This window comes from Mycobacterium sp. 1245801.1 (assembly GCF_001673055.1).
Classification (GTDB): Bacteria; Actinomycetota; Actinomycetes; order Mycobacteriales; family Mycobacteriaceae; genus Mycobacterium; species Mycobacterium europaeum_A.
Genome location: NZ_LZKY01000158.1, coordinates 37,254 through 60,616, shown reverse-complemented (window position 1 = coordinate 60,616; position 23,363 = coordinate 37,254). Strand labels below are relative to the sequence as shown.

Below are 23,363 nucleotides of genomic sequence, written 5' to 3'. Positions count from 1 at the left end.
AGAAGGCGGCGGGGGAGGCTCCGCATCGCGCGGTTCGTCGGACGGCCCGTGCGCCCGCAAGCCGATGGCCTGCACGGGTGCCTGCGGCACGTCGATCCTTTCGCTGCCAGATGGCGGGGCGGTCGCGGTTGCTTCCGTCTTTGCTGTCTTATGCTAGCCCGGCCCGCCGCCGCACGGCGCCGCCCGGCGCGGGGCATGCCGACCGCCTCGGCTCATCGGCCCGGCCCAACTATGGTATGGCTAACCTTACCCGGTAGGCTCTGCGCACTATGCCCGACGCTCAGACGCCGTCCATTCACGTCCTGCCGCGCGAACGCTTCGACATCCCCGACGAGGTGGCTCGCATCCCCCGCCCACCGGTTCCCTCGCTGGATCCACCCTTCGCCATGCGCGTGGCGCAGCTCGAGGACGTGGACATGGTGACCGAGTGGATGAATCGCCCACATCTGGCGCAGGCCTGGGAATACGACTGGCCGGCGCCCCGGTGGCGCCAGCACCTGAGCGCCCAGCTGGACGGGACATATTCCCTGCCGTTGCTCGGCAGCATCCGGGGCAGGGATTGCGCCTACCTCGAACTGTATTGGGGCGCAAAGGATCTGATCTCCCGTCACTACGACGCCGAGCCGTACGACCTGGGGCTGCACGCCGCGATCGCGGACCTGAAACTGGTGAACCGCGGCCTGGGCCCGATGCTGTTGCCCCGGATCGTGGCGAGCGTCTTCGCGCTCGAGCCCCGCTGCCGGCGGGTCATGTTCGACCCCGATCACCGCAACACCACCGCCCGCCGGCTGTGCGAGTACGCGGGATGCAAGTTCCTCGGCGAGCACGACACGACGAACCGGCGCATGGCGCTCTACGCGCTGGAAGCCCCGATCACCGACTCGTAGCCGCGGTAATCGGGCGCCATCGCGGCGGCCACCAACTCCCACAGCACCTCGTCGGTGCCGCCACCGACCCGGGCCAGCTTCATGTCGCGCCACCACGCCCCCAGCGGCGTCTCGTCGACGAGATATCCCGAGCCGCCGAAGATGTGCATGCACTCCGACATCACTTCCTCACCGAGGCGGGCCGCGGTCACCTTGACGCCCGCGGCGGCACGCAGCTCCAAACGGCCCTGCGCCGCAATGCCGTTCAGTCCGTGTCGCAGCAGATCGACGCGCGCCTGCAGATCCGCCATCCGCAGCCGCAACGCCTGATGCTCGAACAGCGTGTGGCCGAACTGGCGCCGAGTCATCATGCGGGCCAAGGTGATTCCGATCGCCCGTTGACACGATGCGGCGATCTGCCCGGCGATCGACATTCGTTCGTGCGCCAGCCCCCAGCTGATGGCGGCCAGCCCGGTGCCGGCCCGCGCGACCAGGGCATCGGCGGGCACCCAGGTGTCGATGTGCACGGCGGCGGTGTCCAGCGGCCCGGCGCCGAGCTTGTTGTAGGGCCGCTGCACGCTGACCTGCGCGGTGGGCACCGCGATCAGCGCGACGTTGCCGTGTTTGCTGGCCGAGTCGTGGTCGACGCTGCGGGCCACCACCATTATGTGGTCGGCGATGGGGGACAGCGAAACGAACTTCTTGATGCCGCGAACGTCGAACCCGCCGTCCCGAGAGGATATTTCGGTGCGAACGATCTGCAGGTCCGACCCGCCCGACTCCTCGGAGGCCCCGATGCACAGCACGGCCTGGCCGCGGATCGCCCGCTCACAGATGTCCTTGAGGTAGTCCGACTTGCCGAATCGGCGCAGCACACAGATGGCCGAGTCGTGCAGGCTGACGCCGACCCCGATGCCGGCCGACGACAGCCCGCCCAGCGCCAGCGCCAGTTCCACCAGCCGGGCCACGTCGGGCAGCGGTCCGGTGCCCCACTTGTGGCTGAACACGCCGCAGGCGCCCAGGTGCTCGATCAGCTCACGCGGAAAACGTTGCCGCGCTTCGGCTTCGGCTGTCCAGGCCAGCACCCGGTCGTCGAACGCGCCGGCGAGCAGGCGCCGGTAGTCGTCGATGGTGGTGGCGGATGCCTCGGTCGGCATGGATGTTGTCGTCACTTAGTCCACCGCCTCCAGAGTGCGCCGGACTTCCAGCCGGCGCAGTTTGCCCGACGACGTGCGGGGCAGCGACCCCGGTGCCATGAAGATCACGTCGGAGGGAACGACGCCGCACCTGGATGCGACGCGCTGAATGATTTCGGCGCGGGCGCCCGCCTGATCCGCCCCGCGGAATTCGGCCGCGACGATCAGGCCCGGGCGCGCGGACCGTTCGCCGGTGCCCAGCGCCACCACGGCGCCCTCGCGGACCCCGCGGACGCCGGCGGCGACCGTCTCGATCTCGGTCGGGAAGATGTTGCGACCCGCGAGGGTGATGAGCTCCTTGGCCCGGCCGCACACCACCAGCCCGGCTTCGTCGAAGAAACCGAGATCCCCGGTGGGAAGCCAGTTTTCGCGGTTTAGCGGCGGGTGGTCGCGGTACCCGTCCATCAGCGAGGCGCCCCGGATCTCGATCTCACCGATGTCGCCGTCGGCGTCGTCGTGCGGCGCGATGCGGATCTCGGTGCCCGGAATCGGCTGGCCCAGCACCGCGTGGCGACGCGCACCGGTCTCGCCGGCGACGCTGGCGACGCGCAGCCCGGTGCCCGGCGCGGGCACGGTGACGGCGCAGGTCGATTCGGCCAGCCCGTAGGACGGGGTCGCGGCGCCGGCGTCGAATCCGAACGGGGCCATCGCGTCGGCGAACCGTTGGAATCCCTCGCAGTCGACCGGTTCGCCGCCGTTGATGGCCACCCGCACCGCGCCCAGGTCGACGTCGGACACCCGGCGGGCATACCTGCCCAGCAGGTTGTAGGCGAAGTTGGGCGCGGCGGTGATCGTCGTCCGGCTCTCCGAGAGCCAACTCAGCCAGCGAAACGGCGAGGCGGTGAAAGCCGCCGTCGGCGCCAGCCATAGCGACATCCCGCCCAGCACCGAGGCGAGCAGGAATGACAGGCCCATGTCGTGATACAGCGGAAGCCACGAGCAGCCGACGTCGGCCGGCGTCACGCAGAGGCGCTGATTGAGGCCGCGCAGGTTGGCCAGCACCGCGCCCGCCGACAGCATGGCCGTCTTGGGCGAGCCGGTGGAACCCGCCGTGCCCTGCAAGATTGCCGGATTCCCGTCGGCGCCAACCGCGGCGCATGAGCGACCCGTATCTGCCGCTGCGGCAAGGCTTTCGATGACGATGTCGCCGGGCGGATCCAGCGCCTGCAAGCCGTCCAGCTGCGAGCCGTGGCTCAAGACGGTGCGCACGCCGATGCCGCTGAACCGGGCCAGCGTCGAGGCCGCCCATTGCCGGCCTTCGGCGCCGCGCACCGGACCGGGCAGGATCGACACGGCGGCGCCCGCGAGCCAGGCGCCCTGGATGGCGGCGACGAATTCGAGGGTCGGCTCGCCGACCAGCCCCACCGCGGCCGGGCGCCCCCGATCGAGCAGCCATGCGGCGATGCTCTCGGCCAGCCCGTGTACTTCCGGCCAGGGATGGTGGCCCCACGTCGACGTCTCGCGGTCGAAGACAACCAGTTCGCTGGTGCCCGTGCGCATCGCGTCCGTCAGCGCCGCGGCCAGTTCACTCATCGCGGGGTTTGGCGGCGATCGCGGCCTGCAGGTCCGCGACCGTGTCGCAGCTCAGCAGTTCCTCTTCAGACAGCGAGACGCCCAGCCGCTCCTCGATCGCCACCATGCCCACGGCGAAGGCCACCGAATCCAGTCCGACGTCGTCGACCAGCCGGGCGTCGGGCGTCACGCGGGCCGCGTCGACGTTCAGCTCGTCGCGCAGGATGCTGAGCAGCTCGGGGCTGACGTGGGCGGGGGAGGCCGAGGAGGTGGGGGAAGAGGAGGTCATGGCGCAGTAGATTAGCAGCCATAGTTAGGCAAGGCTAGCCTTACTATCGCGGGTCACCACCCCTGCGGCAGCGGATGCCCCTCGGCGAAGCCCGCGGTCGACTGCACCCCGATCACCACCCGTTCGTACAGCTGCGCCAAGTTCGCGGCGCCGACATAGGTGCAGGTGCTGCGCACGCCGGAGGTGATGTGATCGAGCAGGTCCTCGACCCCGCCGCGGGCCGGATCCAGCCCCATCCGGGACGTCGAAATCCCCTCCTCGAACAGCGCCTTGCGGGCCCGGTCGAACGCCGTGTCCGCCCCGCTGCGCGCAACCACCGCACGCTTGGAGGCCATGCCGTAGCTCTCCTTGTACGGCTGGTCGTCGCGGTCGCGCATCAGGTCGCCGGGCGACTCGTAGGTGCCGGCGAACCACGACCCGATCATCACGTTGGACGCTCCGGCGGCCAGCGCCAGCGCCACGTCCCGCGGATGCCGGACACCGCCGTCGGCCCATACATGCCCACCCAGTTCCCTTGCCGCCGAAGCGCATTCGACAACAGCGGAGAACTGGGGGCGGCCGACACCGGTCATCATCCGGGTGGTGCACATCGCCCCCGGCCCGACGCCGACCTTCACGATGGTCGCCCCGGCGTCCAGCAGGTCACGGGTGCCGTCGGCCGAGACGACGTTGCCGGCCACCAGCGGCACCCCCAGCTGCAGCGCCGCGACCGTCCGGATCGCCTCGATGGTCTTGACCTGGTGCCCGTGCGCCGTGTCGATCACCAGCACGTCGATGCCGGCCTCGACCAGCGACCGCGCCTTGGCTCCGACGTCGCCGTTGATGCCGACGGCCGCGCCCACCCGCAGCCGCCCGCGCGCGTCGACCGCCGGGGTGTACAGCCCCGCGCGGATGGCGCCGGTGCGGGTCAGCACGCCGGCCAGCGTGCCGTCGGCGTTCGTCACCACCGCGACACCGAGGGGTGACTGCTCGAGCAGGTCGAAGACCTTGCGCGGCTCGGTCCCCACCGGGGCGCTGACGAAATCGGTCAAGGCGACGTCGCGCACCCGGGCGAAGCGGTCCACGCCCAGGCACGATGACTCGCTGACCAGGCCTAGTGGACGGCCCTCGAAGGTCACCACCGCGACCCCGTGCGCGCGCTTGTGGATCAGCGCCGTGGCGTCGGACACCGAATCGTCGGGCCCGAGCACCACCGGGGTGTCGAGCACCAGGTCGCGGCTCTTGACGAACTCCACCGTCTGCTGCACCGCGGTGATGGGGAGGTCCTGCGGCAAGATGACGAGGCCCCCGCGGCGTGCCACCGTCTCGGCCATCCGCCGCCCCGCCACCGCGGTCATGTTGGCGACGACGACGGGGATCGTGGTGCCCGAACCGTCCTCGGTGGACAGGTCGACGTCGAAGCGGGACGCGACCTCCGAACGGTTCGGCATCACGAACACGTCGTTGTAGGTCAGGTCGTATGCGGGTCGGTGCCCGTCGAGAAACCTCATCGCAGTCGCCCCACCAAACTCACGCCCCCTTCACGCCAGTGCTGTCCCCGCTACGCGGGCACTTCGGTGCGATCCCCGCTCCACAGCGTGTGGAAACGCTTGGCCGGGTCATCGTCGATGCGGCCGTAGGTGTGCGCGCCGAAGAAGTCGCGCAGGCCCTGGGTGAGTGCGGCCGGCAGCCGCTCGGTGCGCAGCGCGTCGTAGTAGGACAACGCCGACGAGAACCCGGGGATCGGGATGCCGAGTTCGGTGGCCTTCACCACGACGCGGCGCCAGCTGTCGATCGATTCCTCGATGGCGCTGCGGAAGTACGGCGCGACGATGAGCGTCGGCAGGTCGGGGTTTTCGTCGAACGCCTCTTTGATCCGGTTGAGGAACTTCGCCCGGATGATGCAGCCGCCGCGCCAGATGGTCGCCATGTCGCCGGGGGTGATGTCCCAGTCGTACTCGGCGCTGCCGGCCTGGATCTGGTTGAAGCCCTGGGCGTAGGCGATGATCTTCGACGCGTACAGCGCCTTACTCACGTCGTCGATGAATTGCGCTGCGTCGCTTGGCTTCTCGCCCAGGTGGCCGGACGCCAGCCCGGTGGTCGCCTTGCGCTGCGCCACCGAGCCCGACAGCGCGCGGGCGAAGACCGCCTCGGCGATGCCGGTCACCGGCACGCCGAGATCCAGGGCGGACTTCACGGTCCAGCGCCCGGTGCCCTTCTGTTCGGCCTCGTCGAGGATGAGGTCGACCAGCGGCTTGCCGGTCTTGGCGTCGGTCTGGCGCAGCACCTCGGCGGTGATCTCAATGAGAAAACTGTCCAGGTCGCCCTTGTTCCACTCGGCGAACACGTCGGCGATCTCGGGGGCGGTCTTGCCGAGCCCGTCGCGCAACAGCTGGTAGGCCTCGCCGATCAGCTGCATGTCGGAGTACTCGATGCCGTTGTGCACCATCTTGACGAAGTGCCCGGCGCCGTCGGGGCCGATGTGGGTGCAGCACGGCACGCCGTCGACGTGTGCGGAGATCTCCTCGAGCAGCGGGCCCAGCGACTCGTACGACTCGGCCGGGCCGCCGGGCATGATTGACGGGCCGTTGAGCGCGCCCTCTTCGCCGCCGGAGATGCCGGCGCCGACGAAGTGCAGCCCGCGCTCCCGGATGGCCTTCTCCCGGCGGATGGTGTCGGTGTAGAGGGCGTTGCCGCCGTCGATGATGATGTCGCCTTCTTCCATGGCGTCGGCGAGCTCGTTGATGACGGCGTCGGTGGGCTCACCGGCCTTGACCATGATCAGCACCCGGCGCGGCTTTTCCAGCGCGTCCAGGAACTCGGCGATGGTCTCCGATCGCACGAACTTGCCCTCGTCGCCGTGCTCTTTGAGCAGCGCGTCCGTCTTGGCGATCGACCGGTTGTGCAGGGCCACCGTGTAGCCGTGCCGGGCGAAGTTGCGGGCGATGTTCGAACCCATCACGGCCAGGCCCGTGACGCCGATCTGCGCGGTGCCGGTCTTGGATCCGGAGGGGGCATCCGACGAACTCATGTTGTCGCCTCTCAAGTTGGAGAACTTTCACCAAAAGCTTTCGGTGACACTGTGGCACAGCGAACAGTCAGGCGCCCGGGGTGATCGGTTCTCGGCGGTGTCAGAGGTTGAACAGGCGTTGCAGCTCGGTGAGCCATGGGACGGCCAGCGCGACCGTGGGCACGACGAACACGGCGGCCGCGGCCAGGTATGCGGCCGCCGACAGCAGGGGACTGTTGCCGCGTCCGCCCAGGCGGCGCACTCGCAGCACCGTGCTGGGACCGCTGGCCGCCAATGCACCCGACGGGGCCCGGCCGGACGCGCAGGCGACCAGCGCCCGGGCCAGGGGAGCGCGACCCGCGGCGCGCACCGCCGCGTCGTCGGCGAGCAGCTCGACCAGCAGCTGGACGGCGCCGAGCGCGTTGGCGCTGCGGACCAGCCGCGGGAAGGCCGCGTGCACGGCGGTGAAGGCCTCCAGCACCAGGTCGTGCCGCGCCCGAAGGTGGGCGCGCTCGTGGGTGAGGATCGCCTCCACTTCGGCGTCGGCGAGGGTGCTCAGCGTCCCCTCGCTGACCACCACGCGGCTGCGCACGCCGGGCAGGCAGTAGGCCAGCGGTTGTGGGACGTCCAACACACGAAGATCGCGGGTGCGGGCGCAGGGCTGCGACAGCGCGGCACCGTGGCCGACCCCGACCAGGTCGACCACCATGCGGTGGTGGGCCCGTCGCTTCCGGTTGGCGATGGCCACCCGGACCACGGCGACCATCAGCCGGGCGCCGACCAGCACGGTCAGGGCGAACACGCTGACGTACGCGATCCACAGCGGCCAGCCGAGGCGGTCGGCGGCGCCGACGATGCTGGTCGTGGGTCGCCCGTCGCGGCCGGGCATCAACAGCCGGGTGGCGATCGCGATGCCGGCGCTGAACGCCGACAGCACCGCGGCCAGTGCGACCGCCTGCCAGAGCACCATGGCGGCGCGGGGAGCGCGCAGCGGCCAGCGCGCGCGTGCCAACATCGCCGGCACCGGACCGGTCAGTAGCACCGCGAGAATGGTGAAAGCCAGCGCGGACACACTGTCAGTGTCCCTCAGGCCTCCGGTGCAGCGCCAGCAGATGGTGAGTTATTGCGTTGATTGGCTTCCAGTTCGGCGAGCGCGCGCCGCAGCGCCTCCGCCTCGTCGGCGCCGACCCGTTCGACGAAGTGCACCAGCGCGGCCTGCCGGCCCCCGGGATCCTCGGCTTGGGCCAGCGCGTCCACCATGAGTCCGGCGACCAGCTCGTCGCGACCATGAACAGGCGCGTACCGGTGCGCCCGGTCGTCCCGGATCTGCGAGACCAGGTTTTTCTTGGCCAGCCGTTGCAGCACGGTCATGATCGTGGTGTAGGCGAGATCGCGCTGCGCCGACAACGCCTCGTGGACCTGGCGAACGGTCTGAGGCTCGGGCGTGGACCACAGGTGGTCCATGACGGCCCGTTCCAGATCCCCCAGCCGAGTCAGTTTGGCCATAGTTCGTTCATCTCCTGAGCGTCGAAACCAGCGTACTCCGGCTTACTACCGACGGTCGTACGGAAGGCTGACAAATCACGGTGTCGGCCGACGCGCGCGCCCCCGGGGCGAACAAGAAGAACAATACCCCTTGCGAAGTTAGGGCAGCCTTGCCTATGCTGATCGAGTCGAGCGATAACGGACCGTGTGAGTGTCCTGAGGGCTGCAGCGACCCCCGGTCTACTCGATCGGCGAGCCCCGTGCCAACAGGTACGGGGCTCAGCCGTTTTCGGGGCCAAAGTCCCACGGCGAAAACGCTTGCGGGCCATGGTGTAGACACATGGACGTGCCAGAGCCGCAGAATGCCATTATCCCGCCGGACTTCTCCGCACCCTTCGACCGCGAGATCGGGCTGCAGTTCACCGAACTCAGCCCCGACGGTGCGCGGGCCCAACTCGAGGTCACCCCCAAGCTGTTGCAGCCGATGGGTTTGGTGCACGGCGGCGTTTACTGCTCGATGATCGAAAGCATGGCGAGCGTGGCCGCCTACACCTGGCTGGCCACCCGCGGCGGCGGAAACGTGGTGGGCGTCAACAACAACACCGATTTCTTGCGCTCGATCGGCTCGGGCATGGTCTACGGCACCGTCGAGCCGATCCACCGCGGCCGCAGCCAGCAATTGTGGTTGGTCACCATCACCGACGACGACGACCGCGTCGTCGCTCGCGGTCAGGTGCGGCTGCAGAACCTCGAGGCCCGCTGAGCGGTTGGCCCGTCACACCGCCGTCATTGAATTGCGCTGTCGGGCAAGCTAGCTGGCGCGTCTGGCCGCCGGCCGGTTGGCCTCGGCGGCGACCACCGCCAACTGTTCCAGCCGCGTACGGGCGAACGCCTGCTGCTCGGTGATGGTGAGCTGGCCACGACGGGTGCTAAGGAACGTCACCGTCCAGGACAGCAGGGTGCTGATCTTGGTCTTGAACCCGACCAGGTACACCAGGTGCAGCACCAGCCAGGCGAACCAGGCGAACAGCCCGCTGAACTCGACCGGGCCGATCTTGGCGACCGCGGAGAACCGCGACACCGTGGCCATGGAGCCCTTGTCGAAGTACTGGAAGGGCTCCCGGTCGGCCGGGTTGGCGCCGCCGAGCTCGGCCTTGATGGTGCTGGCGACGTACTTGGCGCCCTGGATGGCGCCCTGCGCCACGCCGGGCACGCCTTCGACGGCGGCCAGGTCGCCGATGACGAACACGTTCGGGTGGCCGGGGACCGACAGGTCGGGCAGGACCTTGACGCGGCCTGCGCGGTCGAGTTCGACCGACGACTGGTCGGCGAGGTCGCGACCCAGCGGGCTGGCGGACACGCCGGCGGACCAGACCTTGCACGCCGACTCGATGCGCCGGACGGTGCCGTCGGAGTCCTTGACCGTGATGCCGTTGCGGTCGACGTCGGTCACCATCGCACCCAGCTGGATCTCCACGCCCATCTTTTCCAGCCGGGCCGCCGCCCGCTGACCCAGCTTGTCGCCGAAGGGCGGCAGCACGGCGGGAGCGGCGTCGAGCAGGATCACCCGGGCCTTGGTCGAGTCGATGTGCCGGAAGGAGCCCCGCAACGTGTCCTTCGCCAATTCCGCTATCTGCCCGGCCATTTCGACGCCGGTGGGGCCGGCCCCGATGACGGTGAACGTCAGCAGCTTGGCCCGCCGCTCCGGATCGCGAGAGCGCTCGGCCTGCTCGAACGCGCTCAGGATCCGGCCGCGCACCTCGAGCGCGTCGTCGATCGACTTCATGCCCGGCGCGAACTCCGCGAAATGGTCGTTGCCGAAATAGGACTGGCCCGCGCCGGCGGCGATGATCAAGCTGTCGTAGGGGGTGTCGTAGGTGTGCCCGAGCAGGTCGGACACCACGAACTTGCCCTCCAGGTCGATGTGGGTGACGTCACCGAGCAGCACCTGGACGTTGCGCTGTCTGCGCAGGACGACCCGGGTGGGGGGTGCGATATCGCCTTCGGACACAATGCCCGTCGCCACCTGGTACAGCAGCGGCTGGAAAAGGTGGTGCGTGGTCCGGGCGATCAGCTTGATGTCGACGTTGGCGTGCTTGAGCTTCTTGGCCGCGTTCAGTCCGCCGAAGCCGGAGCCGATGATGACGACCTGGTGACGACGCTCCGGTCCATCTGTGGTTCCTGGCTGGGGGCTCATGTTTCCGCTGCTCCTGACGGGGGCTCCTGGACGCGCGACTGCAGTCAACGACCACGCTAGTCAGGCGGATACCCCCAAACCTAGTTGGCAACATGTGTAATCAAACACATCGTCTGTATCACTGCTGGTCGCCCAACGTGATACTCGTCATGCTCCGCCGACCGGGGCGCTGAGCTGGCGAAAGACCTACCGGCCCACCAGCGGACGCAGTGCCGCGCCGGCCGCCTCGATGACGCCGGGCGTGTAGGCGGGCAGGTTGATGATGACGCCGTCGATGCCCGCGTCGATCACCTTGGACTTGAGCTGATCGGCGACCGCGTCCGGCGTGCCGGCCACCATGCGCTGCGTCATCTCGGCGGGGATCTGGTCGAGGCTCGCGTTGTCGTCGATCAGGGCCGTGATCAGCGCGCTGGTCTCCAGGGTGGCGGGGTCGCGGCCCACCTCTTCGCAGGACCGGCGCACGGCGTCCACCTTGCGCGGCAGTTCGTCGAAGCCCGCGATCACGTTGAGGTGGTCGAAGTGCCGGGCGGCGAGCGGGATCGTCTTCTTCTCCCCGCTGCCGCCGATCATCAGCGGAATGTGTTCCCGGAAGCGGGGATTGGCGAACGCCTCGCTGGTCTGGTACCACTGGCCCGAGACGGTGGCCCGCTCGCCGGAGATCATCGGCAAGATGATCTGCAGGGCCTCGTCGAGCCGGTTGAACCTGTCGGTGAAGGTGCCGAATTCGAAGCCCAACTGGTCGTGCTCCAGCTGGAACCATCCGGTGCCGATGCCCAGGATCGCCCGTCCCTGGCTGACGACGTCCAGCGTGGTGATGATCTTCGCGAGCAGGCTCGGGTTTCGATACGTATTGCCGGTCACCAGCGTGCCCAGCTGCACCCGCTCGGTGGCGGTGGCCAGCGCCCCCAGGGCGGTGTAGGCCTCCAGCATCGGCTGGTCGGGCGAACCCAACATCGGCAGTTGGTAGAAGTGGTCCATCACGAAAACCGAGTCGAATCCGGCTGATTCGGCTTCGCGGGCCTGGGCGACGACGGTGGGAAAGAGTTGTTCAACCCCGGTGCCGTAGGAAAAGTTGGGAATCTGCAGACCGAGTCGAATAGCCACGAGAATCACCGTAGCGATCGGCCCTGCCCGAAAGAAGGGCGCGCGGCGTGTTACGCGTCAGGCGAAACGGGCCAGCGCGCCGTGGCTCACGTGCAACGTCTGGCCGGTGATGTGGCGGGCCGCCGAGGTGGTCAGGAACAGCGCCAACCGGGCGGCCTCCGCGGACACCGGCGCCGGCGTGCGTGACAGCCCGTCGTAGCCGGCCTCGGCGCTGCGTCCGCTCGCCACCACGTTGACGGTGATGCCGCGGGTGCCGAAGATGCCCGCCTGGCCCGCGGCCCAGTTCGACAGCGCGGCCTTGATGGCGGCGTCGGCGCTGCCGGCCGGTGGGTTCTCGGGCACCACACTGATGATCGAGCCGCCCGAGCGCAGGTGATCACCGACGGCCTGGACGGTCAGCACCGCCGATAGCACCGCCGCGTCAAGGGCCTTGCGCCAGGCGTTGGCGGTGTCGGCGATCGAATAGGTGCGCGGGTCGCCGGCCTCCCAGGTGGGCGCCGGCACGTGGACGATGGTGTCCAGGTGGTGCGGGAAAAGCGGACGGGCCTCTTCCAGGCTGGCCGGGTCGGCGGTATCGCAGACGATCGACTCGACCTCCAGCTCCTTGGCGGCGATCTCCAGGTCGCTCTTGCGCGCACCCACCAGGGTCACCTTGTGGCCGTCGTCGCGGAAGCCCTCGGCCACCGTGCGTCCCAGCTCCGTGTCTCCGCCGGTAACCAGCACCTCCACCGCCATGACCTCCTCGTGTGCACGCGCGTTATGGCATCGTCCCCGGATATGTTACTGGACAGTAGCTAGCCGGCGAAACTTTCGCCGGCGCGACGCGCGGATCAGTTGCGTAACTATTCGGGCGTCACTTTCCCGCGCACTTTCTTGCGGCGATTCAACCGCCGAGCGCACCGCATTATCGGCGGGCTAGGGTGCATCCATGCGTCGGATCGGGATCCTGGCCGCTGTGGTTTCGACGGTGCTGGCAGCGGGGCCGATCGGATGCGGTTCGCAGCCCGCGCAGCCCGCGCAGGCCTCCGGCAAGGTGGTGGTGTTCGCCGCGGCGTCGCTCAAGCCGGCGTTCACCCAGATCGGCCAGCAGTTCACGGCCCAGAATCCGGGCGCGGGCGTCGACTTCGAGTTCGCCGGCTCCTCTGATCTGGCGACCCAGCTGACGCAGGGCGCAACGGCCGACGTGTTCGCCTCGGCCGACACCGCCCAGATGAATGCGGTCAGCAAGGCCGGCTTGCTGGCCGGCGACCCCACAAACTTCGCGTCGAACACCCTGGTCATCGTCACCGCTCCGGGCAACCCCAAGCGAATCGGCTCCTTCGCCGATCTGGCCAGACCCGGCCTCAACGTGGTGACCTGCCAGCAGCCGGTGCCGTGCGGGGCGGCGGCCCGCCGCGTCGAAGACCGCACGGGCGTGCGCCTCAACCCGGTCAGCGAGGAACCCAGCGTGACCGACGCCCTCACCAAGGTCACCAGCGGCCAGGCCGACGCCGCGCTGGTCTATGTCACCGACGCCAAGAACGCCGGCGCCAAGGTGGCGAGCGTGGCCTTCCCGGAGGCCGCCGCCGCGGCGAACGTCTATCCCATCGGCGTGCTGAAGAACGCACCGCTCGCTGCGCAGGCGCACAAGTTCGTCGACTTGGTGACCTCGCCGACCGGGCAGCAGATCCTGGTCCAGGCCGGCTTCGCGAAACCCTGAGCCGCCCGTGCACCGGCCGACGGACCTGCCCCGCTGGGTGTACCTCCCCGCGGCGGCGGGGGCCGTCTTCGTGGTGCTGCCGTTGCTGGCCATCGCGGTCAAGGTCGACTGGCCGCACTTCTGGTCGCTGATCACCAGCTCGTCGTCGAAAACGGCGCTGTTGCTGAGCCTGAAGACCGCCGCCGCCAGCACGGCGCTGTGCGTGGTCTTCGGCGTGCCGATGGCGCTGGTGCTGGCGCGCAGCACGGCGCGGTTGGTCCGGTTGCTGCGGCCGCTGATCCTGCTGCCCCTGGTGCTGCCGCCCGTGGTCGGTGGCATCGCGCTGCTCTACGCGTTCGGCCGGCTGGGGCTGCTCGGCCGGTACCTGGAGGCCGCCGGTGTCGGGATCGCGTTCAGCACCACCGCCGTGGTGCTGGCCCAGACCTTCGTCTCGCTGCCGTTCCTGGTCATCTCCCTCGAGGGCGCCGCGCGCACCGCCGGCGCCGACTACGAGCTGGTGGCCGCGACGCTGGGGGCGCGCCCGAGCGTCGTGTGGTGGCGGGTCACCCTGCCGCTGCTGTTGCCGGGCGTGGTGTCGGGGGCGGTGCTGGCCTTCGCCCGCTCGCTGGGCGAATTCGGGGCGACACTGACCTTCGCGGGATCCCGCCAGGGGGTGACCCGCACGCTGCCGCTGGAGATCTACCTGCAGCGGGTGACCGACGCCAATGCCGCTGTGGCGCTGTCGATCCTGCTGGTGGTGGTGGCGGCCCTGGCGGTGCTGGGCCTGGGCACCCGCCGGCTGGCCGGGGCCGACACGGGGCAACCGTGAGCGAATTGCAGCTGCGCGCGATCGTCGCGGACCGCGGGGTGGACGTGGAGTTCGAGGTATCCGCGGGCGAGGTGCTCGCCGTGCTCGGCCCCAACGGCGCCGGCAAATCGACGGTGCTACACGTCATCGCGGGGCTACTTCGGCCCGACCACGCGGTGGTGCGGCTGGGGGACCGGGTCCTGACCGACACCGCGGCCGGCGTCAGCGTGCCGACACACGACCGCCGGGTCGGGCTGCTGCTGCAGGATGCGCTGCTGTTCCCGCACATGAGTGTTGCCGCCAACGTCGGTTTCGGACCGCACAGCCGTCGGGCGCGGTGGCGGGCGGGTCGCACCGCAAGATCCGACACGGCGCTGGGGTGGCTGCGCGAGGTGGACGCGGAGGGCCTGGCCGACCGGAAGCCGCGCCAGCTGTCCGGCGGGCAAGCGCAGCGGGTCGCGATCGCCCGGGCGCTGGCCGCCCAACCCGACGTGTTGCTGCTCGACGAACCGCTGGCCGGGCTCGACGTCGCCGCGGCGGCCGCGATCCGGGCCATGCTGCGCAGGGTGATCACCCGCACCGGCTGTGCGGCGGTCCTGGTCACCCACGACCTGCTGGACGTGTTCACCCTGGCCGATCGCGTCCTGGTGCTGGAGTCGGGCACAATCGCCGAAATCGGGCCGGTGCCAGACGTTCTCACCGCACCACGCAGTCATTTCGCGGCCCGGATCGCGGGCATCAACCTGGTGAACGGAACCGTCGGCCGGGACGGCTCGCTGCGCGCGGACTCCGGTGTCCGCTGGTATGCGGCCCCTGCACAGGGCGGCGAAGCCTTTTCGCCCGAGCAGCATGCGATCGCGGTGTTTTCGCCGACGGCGGTGGCCGTCTACCGCGATCGGCCGCACGGCAGCCCCCGCAACACCGTCGAGGTCACCGTCGCGGAGCTGGATGTCCGCGGCCCCGCGGTCTTGGTGCGCGGCACTCAGCAACCCGACGGCGCCCCGGGCCTGGCCGCGGAGATCACCGTCGACGCCGCTTCGGAGCTGCAGTTGGCGCCCGGCGACCGGGTGTGGTTCTCCGTCAAGGCGCACGAAGTGGCGCTGCATCCCGCCGCCCGGTGACGGCGCCGCGCGGGGCCGCGCCGCCCGACGAAGGTTGCACATTGGCAACATCGGTAAATCCGCGCAGCATTCGTCGCAATGCATCCTTGCGTCACAGCGGTAACACGGTAGGTTCGTCGCCATGGAGCAGGTGGATCCGACCTCGACCCGTCGCAAAGGATTGTGGACGACCCTGGCAATCACCACGGTGACCGGCGCCAGCGCCGTCGCCATCGCGTTGCCGGCAACCTCGAACGCCGATCCCGAGGTGCCGACCCCGGTCCCGCCAACCACGGCCACGGCCCCACCCGGCGCCCCGGCGCCCACGGTGCCGCCGGCCGCCCAGGCGCCGAACGGGCAACCGGCACCCGGCGATCCCAACGCCGCCCCGCCGCCGCCGCTCAACCCCAACGGCGCACCGCCGCCGCCCGTCGACCCGAACGCCCCGCCGCCACCGCCGGCCGATCCGAACGCCGGGCGGATCACCAACGCGGTCGGGGGATTCAGCTACGTCCTGCCCGGCGGCTGGGTGGAGTCGGACGCGTCGCACCTCGACTACGGCTCGGCGCTGCTGAGCAAGGTCACCGGCCCGCCGCCGGCGCCCGACCAGCCACCGGCCGTCGCCAATGACACCCGCATCGTGATGGGCCGCCTGGACCAAAAGCTCTACGCGAGCGCGGAAGCCAACAATGCCAAGGCCGCCGTGCGGCTGGGCTCGGACATGGGCGAGTTCTTCATGCCCTATCCCGGCACCCGGATCAACCAGGACGCCACGCCGCTCACCGGGAGCAACGGCAGCACCGGCAGCGCGTCGTATTACGAAGTGAAGTTCAGCGACGCGTCCAAGCCCAACGGCCAGATCTGGACCGGGGTCATCGGCGCGGCCAACGGCGGGACCGCCCAACGCTGGTTCGTGGTGTGGCTCGGAACCTCGAACGACCCGGTGGACCGGGGCGCGGCCAAGGCGCTCACCGAGTCGATCCAGGCGTGGACACCGCCGGCGGCACCGGCGCCGGCGCCGGGAACCCCCGCGGCGCCGGGCGCCCCGGCTGCGCCCGCACCGGCACCCGGGGCAGTGCCACCGGCCGCCCCGGCGGCGCCGGCCGCCCCTGGTGCCCCAGCGCCGGCTCCCGCGGCCCCCGCGGCGCCCGGAGCACCGGCGCAGGCTCCGGGTGGGGCGCCCGCCTCCGAGGTGAGCCCGCCCCCCACGCCGACACCGCAGCAGACCCTGTCGGCCTGACAGCTCCGCCGACCGGTTCGGCCGCGACGGAAACCGACTGGTCAACCGTCTCCGATTCGGCACTCATTTCGTGACCCAAACTGGGTATACCGGAATGACGCCCAGCAAATAGCTGGGCTTTGCCAGCGATTGCAAGGAGACTTTCATGACTGTCATGGCAGCAACCGAATTTCTTGCCCGCTCCACCACTTTGACCAGCGTCGGCTGGATCGGCTACATCATCATCGGCGGTCTCGCCGGAGCGCTCGCCAGCAGGATCATCCGGGGCAGCGGGGCCGGCATCCTGATGGACATCGTCATCGGCATCGTCGGCGCCCTGATTGGTGGGTTCATCCTGAGCTTCTTCGTCAACACCGCGGGCGGCGGGATCATCTTCACCTTCTTCACCGCGCTGCTCGGCGCCGTGCTCCTGCTCTGGGTCGTCGGCTTGGTGCGACACAGGACGTAGGGCTTAACCCGTTGCGGCCGTGGTGGTTAGCGGCATGATGGATTGATGCCTCCACCGGTGACCACCACGGCAATGCGCGCCTGGCGCGTACGTCGACCCGGGCCGATGAACACCGGCCCGCTGGAGCAAGTCACCACCGAGATACCGCGCCCCGGACCGTCCGAACTGCTGGTGGCCGTGCGCGCCTGCGGCGTCTGCCGCACCGACCTGCATGTCACCGAGGGCGACCTGCCGGTGCACCGCGACCGCGTCACTCCCGGCCATGAGGTGGTCGGTGAAGTCATCGAGATGGGCGCCGAGGCCGCCGGCGAATTCCGGGTGGGGGATCGGGTCGGCATCGCCTGGCTGCGCCACACCTGCGGCGTCTGCAAATACTGTCGTCGCGGCGACGAGAACCTGTGCCCCCACTCCCGCTACACCGGTTGGGACGCCGACGGCGGCTACGCCGAATTCGCCACCGTCCCGGCGGCATTCGCGCACCCACTGCCGAGCGGCTACAGCGACAGCGAGCTGGCGCCGCTGCTGTGCGCGGGCATCATCGGCTACCGCTCGTTGTTGCGCGCCGAGCTGCCACCCGGCGGCCGCCTGGGCCTCTACGGCTTCGGCGGCAGCGCGCACATCACCGCGCAGGTGGCGTTGGCGCAAGGCGCCGAGGTGCACGTGATGACCCGCGGAGCCCCGGCGCAGGAACTGGCGTTGCAGCTCGGCGCCGCGTCGGCTCAGGGCGCGGCCGATCCGCCGCCGGTGCCGCTGGACGCCGCGATCCTGTTTGCCCCGGTGGGGGATCTGGTGCTGCCCGCGCTCGAGGCGCTGGACCGCGGCGGCACCCTGGCCATCGCCGGGATCCACCTGTCCGATATTCCGACCCTGAACTACCAGCGCCACCTGTTCCAGGAACGCCAGGTCCGATCGGTCACGTCCAACACCCGGGCCGACGCGCGGGCCTTCCTCGACTTCGCGAGCAAACACCACATCGAGGTGACGACGCCGGAATATCCGCTGGGACAGGCCGATCGGGCGCTGGCGGATCTGAGCGCCGGGCGCATCGCCGGTGCGGCGGTGCTGCTGGTGTGAACCCGGTCAGGCGGACAGGTGCCACACCAGTGCGGCCGCCAGCGCGCCAAGGCCGTTCAATGACCAGTGCAACGCGATCGGCGCGATCAGGCTGCCGCTGCGCCGGCGCAGCCAGCTGAAGACGAACCCGGCCGCCCCGGTGGCCAGCACCGCGCCGGTCACCCCCGCGGCCATGCCCACGATCCCGCCGCCGAACAGCCGGGTGAAGCCGACGTTGCTGCTGGTCAGCCCGAACGACGTCGCGACGTGCCACAGCCCGAACAACAGCGAGCCGGCCAGCGCGACGCCGCGAAAGCCCCAGGCCCGGTTGAGCGTTCCGTGCAGCACGCCGCGGAAGGCCAGTTCCTCGGGAATCACGGTCTGCAGCGGGATGATGACCATCGAGGCGATCAGCGCCCCGGAGATGGTGGCGTAGCGGTTGTTCATGAACATCGGCCGGGTGGCCGGCAGCAGGACGCCCACCGCGATCACCGCGGCCACGACAACCACGGCGGCCACCGCGTAACCGAGGCCGGGTTTCCAGTGCTCGCGGCCCAGACCCAGGTCCGCCCAGCCCAGGCCGCGCCACCGCATCAGGACCACCAGGCCGACGGCCGCGGCGGGCACGGTCGCGATGCTCGCCCACGGCGTGGTGAAGTGCGCGATCAGGTTGGTCAGCACCAGCACCGCGACGACGACGGCGATGTCGAGGTGGATCCGGAATCGGTGCGGCGCCGCCAGCGGGGACACCAGGGGCTCGATGCGGGCGGTCCCGGTGGCGTCAAGCATCCGACCAGCTTACCGGCGCCGGTCCCGCCTCGACGTTCGACGAGGTGGCCGTCACGATCCCGGTGGCGCCGAAACGCGGTGTCAGCCCTGGTCGCTCGGCGACCAGGTCCAGCCGGAGATCTTCGGGTCGTCCTCGCCGTGTTCGCGGGTGTACATCCGCGCGGCCAGGCGGGCGTCGACCATGCGCTGGCGCAGCATGGCGGCGCGACTGGCCAGCCCGTCCACCCGGTCGATCACGTCGATGACCAGGTGGAAGCGGTCCAGGTCGTTGAGCATCACCATGTCGAAGGGCGTGGTCGTGGTGCCGCGCTCCTTGAAGCCGCGCACGTGCAGGTGGGCGTGGTTGGTACGGCTATAGGTGAGCCGGTGGATCAGCCAGGGATAGCCGTGGTAGGCGAAGATCACCGGCTTGTCCCGGGTGAACAGCGCGTCGAACTCGCGGTCCGGCAGGCCGTGCGGGTGCTCGGAGTCCGGCTGCAGCCGCATCAGGTCGACGATGTTGATCACCCGCACCCCCAGGTCCGGCAGCTCGCGGCGCAGGATGTCGGCGGCGGCCAGCGTCTCGAGCGTGGGGATGTCGCCGGCGCAGGCCAGCACCACGTCGGGTTCGTCGGTGGCGGTGCTCGCCCAGTCCCAGATGCCCAGGCCGCGGGTGCAGTGCGCGATGGCGTCGTCCATGCCGAGGTAGGCCAGCGCGGGCTGCTTGCCGGCCACGATGACGTTGATGTAGTCGCGGCTGCGCAGGCAGTGGTCGGCCACCGAGAGCAGGGTGTTGCCGTCCGGCGGCAGGTAGACGCGGGTCAGCTCGGGACGTTTGTTGGCGACGAGGTCGATGAACCCCGGGTCCTGGTGGGACGCGCCGTTGTGGTCCTGGCGCCAGACGTGCGAGCTCAGCAGGTAGTTGAGCGACGCGATGGGGCGGCGCCACGGCAGTTCCCGGCTGGTGGCAAGCCATTTTGCGTGCTGGTTGAGCATCGAGTCGACGATGTGCACGAACGCCTCGTAGCAGTTGAACAGCCCGTGCCGGCCGGTCAGCAGGTAGCCCTCCAGCCAGCCCTGGCACAGGTGCTCGGAGAGCACCTCCATCACCCGGCCGTCGGGGGCGAGGTGTTCGTCGTCGGGCTCGACCTCCGAGAGCCACACCTTGTCGGTCGAGCCGTAGACGGCGTCGAGCCGATTCGACGCCGTCTCGTCGGGCCCCATCAGCCGGAACCGATCCCGGTTGCGGGCGATCACGTCGCGCAGGAACGTGCCCAGCACCCGGGTGGCCTCGTGCGTGGCGGCCGCCGGCCGCTCGACGGCCACGGCGTAGTCGCGGAAGTCCGGCAGGTCCAGGTCGTGCAGCAGCAGGCCGCCGTTGGCGTGCGGGTTGGCGCTCATCCGCCGATCGCCGGTGGGCGCCAGGGCCCGCAATTCCTCACGTAGCCTGCCGTTTTCGTCGAACAGCTGCTCGGGGGCGTAGCTGCGCAGCCACTCCTCGAGCTGGGCGCGGTGTTCGGAATTGTCGTGCGTCTCGGACAACGGCACCTGATGCGAGCGCCAGGTGCCCTCGACCTTCTTGCCGTCCACCACCTTGGGTCCGGTCCAGCCCTTGGGCGTGCGCAGCACGATCATCGGCCACACCGGCCGCTCGACCTCGCCGCCGCCGCGGGCCGCGCTCTGGATGGCCGCGATGTCGTCGAACGCGTCGTCGAGCGCCGCGACCAGTTGCTGGTGCACGTCGGCCGGGTCGTCCCCGGCAACCGTGATCGGCCGGTAGCCGTAGCCGCGCAGCAGCGCTTCCAGCTCGTCGTGCGGGATGCGGGCCAGCACCGTCGGGTTGGCGATCTTGTAGCCGTTGAGGGCCAGGATGGGCAGCACCGCGCCGTCGGTCACCGGGTTCAGGAATTTGTTGGAGTGCCAGCTGGCGGCCAGCGGCCCGGTTTCGGCCTCGCCGTCGCCGACCACGCAGGCCACCACCAGATACGGATTGTCCAGCGCGGCGCCGTAGGCGTGCACGAGCGCGTAGCCCAGCTCACCGCCCTCGTGGATGGAGCCCGGCGTCTGCGCGGCGACGTGGCTGGGGATGCCGCCGGGGAAGGAGAACTGCCGGAACAGCTTGCGCAGCCCCTCGGTGTCCTCCTCGATGCCGGTGTACACCTCGCTGTAGGTGCCCTCCAGGTAGGCGTTGGCGACCAGCCCGGGGCCGCCGTGGCCCGGGCCGGTCACGTAGATCACGTCGGCGTCGCGGTTGCGGATGATCCGGTTCAAGTGCGCGTAGACGAGGTTGAGCCCGGGCGTGGTGCCCCAGTGCCCCAGCAGGCGCGGTTTGACGTGTTCGGTGGACAGCGGCTCGGTGAGCAGCGGGTTGTCGAGGAGGTAGATCTGCCCCACCGAGAGATAGTTGGCGGCGCGCCAGTATTTGTCGATGAGAGCGAGTTCGTCGTCGGAGAGCGGAGATTGCGCGGGCACGGAGGTTCGGGTTTCTAGGCTCACTGGGCCGATTGTGCGCGCCTTCGGCGCACAATGCTCGTGCGCGGCTAGCCTTCGCCGCGGGCGCGGGCCTCGTACGCCTGCCGCTTGGCCACGTCGACGTCGTCGGTGAAGACGTGATCGCCGCCGAGCATCCGGTTGAGCCCCTCGGCGATTCGACGCGGCCAGAACTTCTGGGAGACCACCATCGCGCCGGCCGCCTTGGTGATCCGCACCCGCGGCTTGGGGTGGGCGACCAGGTTGACGATCGCGTCGGCGATCTCGGCGGGCTCGGCGTTGCGGAAGCCCTTCATGCCGGGGGTGCCGGCGACCAGCTCGGTGTTGACGAACGTCGGTAACACCAGGGAGAACTTCACCCCGGCCTTGCGGTACTCCAGCCGGGCCGAGTCGGTGAACGCGACCACCGCGTGCTTGCTGGCGCAGTAGGTGGCCAGGCCGACGATGTAGAGCTCACCGGCCAGCGAGGCGACGTTGATGACGTGCCCCGTGCCGCGGGGGACCATGCGCTGGGCGGCCAGCTTGCTGCCCAGCATCACGCCATAGACGTTGATGTCCAGAATCCGGCGGGTGACCGCGTCCGGCTCGTCGATGACTCGGCCGACGGGCATGATGCCGGCGTTGTTGATCAGCACGTCGATCGGGCCGAGCTGCCGCTCGACCTCGTCCAGGAAGTCGGCGAACGAGTGGGGGTCGGTGACGTCGAGTTTTCCGTAGACGTCGAGGCCCAGGTCGGCGCCCGACTCCTTCACCCGCACCTCGTCGACGTCGCCGATGGCGACCTTGGCGCCCAGCTTGTGCAGCGCGGTCGCGGTGGCCAGTCCGATTCCCCGGGCGCCGCCGGTGATCACGATGACCTTGCCTTTCACCCGGCCCCTGCCCTTCACGCCGACGGAAGCCGTGTCTGCCATTCCCGGTCCCCTCCAGATTCTTGACGGGTGTCAACTTCGCCAGTGGGCTAAGCACACCACTCGAAGTCGCCCCGCGCAACAATCCCCAGATGACCGGTAGCCCGCCGGTTCAGCGCAGGGCAATCCAAACCAGGCTGGCCCCGCCGGCCAGGGCGCAGTAGATCGCGAACGGCGTGAGCGTCCGGGTCTGGAAGTAGCGCGTCAGGAAGCGCACGGCGAGGTAGGCGCAGACGAAGGAGGCGACGCTGCCGGCCAACACCTGACCCCCGATCCCGGCGCCGAGCGGCCCGAAGAGTTCCGGGATCTTGTACACCCCCGCGGCCAGGATGATCGGGGTCGCGAGCAGAAAGGAAAACCGCGCCGCGTCCTCGTGCGACAGGCCCCGCCACAGCCCGGCGACGATGGTGATTCCCGAGCGGCTGATGCCGGGGAACAGCGCCAGGATCTGCGCCGCACCGATCACCACGCCGCGGGGCAGCGGCAGTTGGGCGAGCCGGCGGTCCGACGCCTCGTCGCCGTGTTCGAGTTCCTGGCCGGTCGCCGCCGGCCCATCCGGTTCGGGCGCGACCCGCCGGCGCAACACTTCTCCCGCGTAGAGCGCGATCCCGTTGAGCAGCAGGAAGGCCGCCGCGGGGACCGGCTTGCCCAGTGTGGTGCGGAACAGCTGTTCTAGCGCCAGCCCCGCCAGGCCCACCGGGATGGTGCCGCCCACGATCAGCCAGGCCAGCCGCTCGTCGGGCGTCCGGATCCGGCGATGACGCAGCGAGGTGAAGAACCCGGTCAGGATACGCACCCAGTCACGCCAGAAGAACAGCAGCAGCGCCGCGGCGGTGGCCACATGCAGGCCCACGATGAACGCCAGGTAGGGCGATTTGGGGGCCGAGACGCTGAGGTCCTGGGCCCATCGCCCGCCGGCCAGCGCGGGCACCAGCACCGCGTGCCCCAGGCTGGACACCGGGAACAGCTCGGTGACGCCTTGGAAGGCGCCGACCACCACGGCCTCGAGGTAGCTCAGGTGCGCGGTCATACGGGATGCCTCCATGAGACGACGGGTGGGCCTGGCGAATCGGCCTGTGACGATAGCCGACGCCGCACCGGCGCGGGTCTTCGACCGACCACCGACCACCATCACCGGTGCGCCGAATCAGCTTGCCCACCCGGCACTTTGGCCGCTCCGGCGATCGATCCGCATGGGGAATGCCCGACGGGCACCCGCCTGACCAGGCAGG

22 protein-coding genes are annotated in these 23,363 nt (G+C 69.9%); 8 read left to right on the top strand and 14 right to left on the bottom strand.

Annotated features, from left to right (window positions below; all coding sequences use genetic code 11):
• The first annotated feature begins 269 nt into the window (after nt 1-269).
• Nucleotides 270-887, top strand: coding sequence for a GNAT family N-acetyltransferase (locus A5622_RS09945; RefSeq protein WP_066878215.1), 618 nt, complete (start codon nt 270-272; stop codon nt 885-887).
• Here A5622_RS09945 and mbtN read toward each other — a convergent pair.
• The 7 genes from mbtN to A5622_RS09910 form a co-directional block, all read right to left on the bottom strand.
• Entirely contained in the window at nt 854-2,023 is a 1,170-nt protein-coding gene (gene mbtN / locus A5622_RS09940) for a mycobactin biosynthesis acyl-ACP dehydrogenase MbtN (RefSeq protein WP_066878213.1), read from the bottom strand. The two genes, A5622_RS09945 and mbtN, sit on opposite strands and share 34 nt — an antisense overlap.
• 15 nt (nt 2,024-2,038) lie before the next feature.
• Nucleotides 2,039-3,595: a long-chain-fatty acid--ACP ligase MbtM gene (gene mbtM / locus A5622_RS09935; RefSeq protein ID WP_066878211.1), complete on the bottom strand. Its 1,557-nt coding sequence runs from the start codon at nt 3,593-3,595 to the stop codon at nt 2,039-2,041.
• Nucleotides 3,588-3,863, bottom strand: coding sequence for an acyl carrier protein (locus tag A5622_RS09930; protein WP_066878209.1), 276 nt, complete (start codon nt 3,861-3,863; stop codon nt 3,588-3,590). The genes mbtM and A5622_RS09930 overlap by 8 nt, the downstream gene beginning before the upstream one ends.
• 53 nt (nt 3,864-3,916) lie before the next feature.
• Nucleotides 3,917-5,353: a GuaB1 family IMP dehydrogenase-related protein gene (locus tag A5622_RS09925; protein ID WP_066878207.1), complete on the bottom strand. Its 1,437-nt coding sequence runs from the start codon at nt 5,351-5,353 to the stop codon at nt 3,917-3,919.
• A gap of 50 nt (nt 5,354-5,403) precedes the next feature.
• Entirely contained in the window at nt 5,404-6,873 is a 1,470-nt protein-coding gene (gene gndA / locus A5622_RS09920; RefSeq protein ID WP_066878206.1) for an NADP-dependent phosphogluconate dehydrogenase, read from the bottom strand.
• 100 nt (nt 6,874-6,973) lie between these two features.
• A complete protein-coding gene (locus A5622_RS09915; protein ID WP_066878204.1) occupies nt 6,974-7,924 on the bottom strand; it encodes a M56 family metallopeptidase in 951 nt (316 codons plus the stop codon).
• A gap of 14 nt (nt 7,925-7,938) precedes the next feature.
• The gene (locus A5622_RS09910) at nt 7,939-8,358 is read right to left on the bottom strand and encodes a BlaI/MecI/CopY family transcriptional regulator (RefSeq protein ID WP_066872787.1); all 420 of its coding nucleotides are present in this window, start codon (nt 8,356-8,358) and stop codon (nt 7,939-7,941) included.
• A gap of 319 nt (nt 8,359-8,677) precedes the next feature.
• Here A5622_RS09910 and A5622_RS09905 point away from each other — a divergent pair, with 319 nt between their 5' ends.
• Nucleotides 8,678-9,100: a PaaI family thioesterase gene (locus A5622_RS09905; protein WP_369829231.1), complete on the top strand. Its 423-nt coding sequence runs from the start codon at nt 8,678-8,680 to the stop codon at nt 9,098-9,100.
• Between the two features lie 48 nt (nt 9,101-9,148).
• On the opposite strand, the gene A5622_RS09900 is transcribed toward A5622_RS09905, so the two are convergent.
• The 3 genes from A5622_RS09900 to A5622_RS09890 form a co-directional block, all read right to left on the bottom strand.
• Complete coding sequence (locus A5622_RS09900) at nt 9,149-10,534, bottom strand: NAD(P)/FAD-dependent oxidoreductase (protein ID WP_066872790.1); 1,386 nt, start codon at nt 10,532-10,534, stop codon at nt 9,149-9,151.
• 186 nt (nt 10,535-10,720) lie between these two features.
• A complete protein-coding gene (locus A5622_RS09895) occupies nt 10,721-11,638 on the bottom strand; it encodes an LLM class F420-dependent oxidoreductase (RefSeq protein WP_066878246.1) in 918 nt (305 codons plus the stop codon).
• 57 nt (nt 11,639-11,695) lie between these two features.
• Nucleotides 11,696-12,373: an SDR family oxidoreductase gene (locus tag A5622_RS09890; protein WP_066878202.1), complete on the bottom strand. Its 678-nt coding sequence runs from the start codon at nt 12,371-12,373 to the stop codon at nt 11,696-11,698.
• A gap of 193 nt (nt 12,374-12,566) precedes the next feature.
• Here A5622_RS09890 and modA point away from each other — a divergent pair, with 193 nt between their 5' ends.
• From modA to A5622_RS09860, 6 genes are all read left to right on the top strand, one after another.
• Nucleotides 12,567-13,337, top strand: coding sequence for a molybdate ABC transporter substrate-binding protein (gene modA, locus A5622_RS09885; protein ID WP_066878200.1), 771 nt, complete (start codon nt 12,567-12,569; stop codon nt 13,335-13,337).
• Between the two features lie 7 nt (nt 13,338-13,344).
• The gene (locus tag A5622_RS09880) at nt 13,345-14,145 is read left to right on the top strand and encodes an ABC transporter permease (RefSeq protein WP_066878198.1); all 801 of its coding nucleotides are present in this window, start codon (nt 13,345-13,347) and stop codon (nt 14,143-14,145) included.
• The gene (locus tag A5622_RS09875) at nt 14,142-15,245 is read left to right on the top strand and encodes a sulfate/molybdate ABC transporter ATP-binding protein (protein ID WP_066878196.1); all 1,104 of its coding nucleotides are present in this window, start codon (nt 14,142-14,144) and stop codon (nt 15,243-15,245) included. The genes A5622_RS09880 and A5622_RS09875 overlap by 4 nt, the downstream gene beginning before the upstream one ends.
• A gap of 121 nt (nt 15,246-15,366) precedes the next feature.
• The gene (locus tag A5622_RS09870) at nt 15,367-16,464 is read left to right on the top strand and encodes an alanine and proline-rich secreted protein Apa (protein ID WP_066872804.1); all 1,098 of its coding nucleotides are present in this window, start codon (nt 15,367-15,369) and stop codon (nt 16,462-16,464) included.
• 145 nt (nt 16,465-16,609) lie between these two features.
• Complete coding sequence (locus A5622_RS09865; protein ID WP_066872807.1) at nt 16,610-16,912, top strand: GlsB/YeaQ/YmgE family stress response membrane protein; 303 nt, start codon at nt 16,610-16,612, stop codon at nt 16,910-16,912.
• Between the two features lie 45 nt (nt 16,913-16,957).
• Nucleotides 16,958-17,986 carry a zinc-binding alcohol dehydrogenase family protein gene (locus A5622_RS09860; RefSeq protein WP_066878194.1) on the top strand — a complete coding sequence of 343 codons (1,029 nt, stop codon included), beginning with the start codon at nt 16,958-16,960 and terminating at the stop codon, nt 17,984-17,986.
• A gap of 6 nt (nt 17,987-17,992) precedes the next feature.
• Here A5622_RS09860 and A5622_RS09855 read toward each other — a convergent pair whose 3' ends face one another.
• From A5622_RS09855 to A5622_RS09840, 4 genes are all read right to left on the bottom strand, one after another.
• Nucleotides 17,993-18,754 carry a CPBP family intramembrane glutamic endopeptidase gene (locus tag A5622_RS09855; protein WP_066878193.1) on the bottom strand — a complete coding sequence of 254 codons (762 nt, stop codon included), beginning with the start codon at nt 18,752-18,754 and terminating at the stop codon, nt 17,993-17,995.
• Nucleotides 18,755-18,835: 81 nt separating this feature from the next.
• Nucleotides 18,836-21,229 carry a phosphoketolase gene (locus A5622_RS09850; protein WP_066878191.1) on the bottom strand — a complete coding sequence of 798 codons (2,394 nt, stop codon included), beginning with the start codon at nt 21,227-21,229 and terminating at the stop codon, nt 18,836-18,838.
• 44 nt (nt 21,230-21,273) lie between these two features.
• Nucleotides 21,274-22,134 (bottom strand): SDR family oxidoreductase, encoded by an 861-nt coding sequence (locus tag A5622_RS09845; RefSeq protein ID WP_066878190.1) that lies wholly within the window; start codon nt 22,132-22,134, stop codon nt 21,274-21,276.
• Between the two features lie 109 nt (nt 22,135-22,243).
• A complete protein-coding gene (locus tag A5622_RS09840; RefSeq protein WP_066878188.1) occupies nt 22,244-23,161 on the bottom strand; it encodes an undecaprenyl-diphosphate phosphatase in 918 nt (305 codons plus the stop codon).
• Nucleotides 23,162-23,363 lie beyond the last annotated feature (202 nt).